This window comes from Streptomyces cyslabdanicus, assembly GCF_052663305.1.
Genome location: NZ_JBQRUW010000093.1, coordinates 1 through 2,361, shown reverse-complemented (window position 1 = coordinate 2,361; position 2,361 = coordinate 1). Strand labels below are relative to the sequence as shown.

Annotated in this window: 2 protein-coding genes; both read left to right on the top strand. The window is 68.8% G+C overall.

Annotated features, from left to right (window positions below; genetic code table 11):
• The coding region (locus ACTYVM_RS37020; RefSeq protein ID WP_445530124.1) for an alpha-amylase family glycosyl hydrolase at positions 1 to 1,473 on the top strand (1,473 nt) is incomplete at its 5' end.
• The coding region (locus tag ACTYVM_RS37015; RefSeq protein WP_445530123.1) for an alpha-amylase family glycosyl hydrolase at positions 1,470 to 2,361 on the top strand (892 nt) is incomplete at its 3' end. The genes ACTYVM_RS37020 and ACTYVM_RS37015, both read left to right, overlap by 4 nt.

Here is a 2,361-nt window from a genome sequence, read left to right as displayed (position 1 = left end):
CGGCACCCGCTGCGGGACCTGGTCACCGCCTCCGAACCACTCGCCCTGCTCGTCGAACGCGAGCGGGCCCTGTACGGGTCCTGGTACGAGTTCTTCCCCCGCTCCGAGGGCACCCCCGAGCAGCCGCACGGCACCTTCCGCACCGCCGCCCGCCGCCTGCCCGCGATCGCCGCGATGGGCTTCGACGTCGTCTACCTCCCCCCGATCCACCCCATCGGCACCACCTACCGCAAGGGCCGCAACAACTCCCTCGACGCCCACCCCGACGACGTCGGCGTGCCCTGGGCCATCGGCTCCCCCGAGGGCGGCCACGACACCGTCCACCCCGCCCTGGGCACCCTGGAGGACTTCGGCCACTTCGTCGCCCGGGCCGCCGAACTCGGCCTGGAGGTCGCCCTCGACCTCGCCCTGCAGTGCTCCCCGGACCACCCCTGGGTGCACAAGCACCCCCAGTGGTTCCACCACCGCCCCGACGGCACCATCGCCTACGCCGAGAACCCGCCCAAGAAGTACCAGGACATCTACCCCCTGGCCTTCGACGCCGACCCGGACGGCCTGATCGACGAGACCCTGCGCGTGCTGCGGCACTGGATGGACCACGGCGTGCGGATCTTCCGCGTCGACAACCCCCACACCAAACCGGTGATGTTCTGGGAACGCGTGATCGCCGCCGTCAACGCCACCGACCCCGACGTGATCTTCCTGGCGGAGGCGTTCACCCGGCCCGCGATGATGCACACCCTGGCCCAGATCGGCTTCCAGCAGTCCTACACCTACTTCACCTGGCGCACCACCAAGCAGGAACTCACCGAGTACCTGACCGAGCTGTCCGGCGAGGCGGCGGCCTGGATGCGCCCGAACCTCTTCACCAACACCCCCGACATCCTGCACGCCTACCTCCAGGACGGCGGCCGTCCCGCCTTCGAGGTCCGCGCCGTCCTCGCCGCCACCCTCGCCCCCTCCTGGGGCATCTACAGCGGCTACGAACTGTGCGAGAACACCGCCCTGAAACCGGGCAGCGAGGAATACCTCGACTCGGAGAAGTACCAGCTCAAACCCCGCGACTGGGCGGCCGCCGCACGCGAGGGCCGCACCATCGCCCCCCTCATCACCCGCCTCAACGACATCCGCCGACGCCACCCCGCGCTGCACCGCCTGCGCAATCTGCGCTTCCACCCGACCGACAACGACGCCGTGCTCGCCTTCAGCAAGAGCGAAGGGCCGGACACGGTCGTCGTGGTCGCCAACCTCGACCCCCACCACACCCAGGAGGCCACGGTCTCGTTGGACATGCCGCAACTCGGCCTGGACTGGCACGAGTCGATGCCGGTGCGCGACGAGCTCACCGGCGAGACCTACCACTGGGGCAGAGCCAACTACGTACGCCTGGAACCGGGCGAACGGCCCGCGCACGTGCTCCACGTCCAGCGATCGTCCACCTCGTCCGAGATCGGAGGGCCCCCAGCGCCATGACTGTCAACGAGCCCGTCCCTGACATCTTCGAAGACGCCCCGGCCAGGGACCGGGACCCGGAGTGGTTCAAACGTGCCGTGTTCTACGAGGTCCTCGTCCGCTCCTTCCAGGACAGCAACGGCGACGGCGTCGGCGACCTGAAGGGCCTGACCGCCAAGCTCGACTATCTCCAATGGCTCGGCGTCGACTGCCTGTGGCTGCCCCCGTTCTTCAAGTCCCCGCTCAAGGACGGCGGCTACGACGTGTCCGACTACGCCGCCGTGCTCCCCGAGTTCGGCGACCTGGCCGACTTCGTGGAGTTCGTCGACGCCGCCCACCAGCGCGGCATGCGCGTGATCATCGACTTCGTCATGAACCACACCAGCGACCAGCACCCGTGGTTCCAGCAGTCCCGCAAGGACCCCGACGGCCCCTACGGCGACTACTACGTGTGGGCCGACGACGACAAGGGCTACCAGGACGCCCGCATCATCTTCGTCGACACCGAGACCTCGAACTGGACCTTCGACCCGGTCCGCGGCCAGTACTACTTCCACCGGTTCTTCTCCCACCAGCCGGACCTCAACTACGAGAGCCCCGCGGTGCAGGAGGAGATCCTGGCCGCCCTGCGCTTCTGGCTGGACCTGGGCATCGACGGCTTCCGGCTGGACGCGGTGCCCTACCTCTACGCCGAGGAGGGGACCAACTGCGAGAACCTGCCCGCCACCCACACCTTCCTGAAGCGGGTCCGCGAGGAGATCGACCGGATGTTCCCGGACACCGTGCTGCTGGCGGAGGCGAACCAGTGGCCGGAGGACGTGGTCGACTACTTCGGCGACTACGCCGCCGGCGGCGACGAGTGCCACATGGCCTTCCACTTCCCCGTCATGCCCCGCATCTTCATGGCGG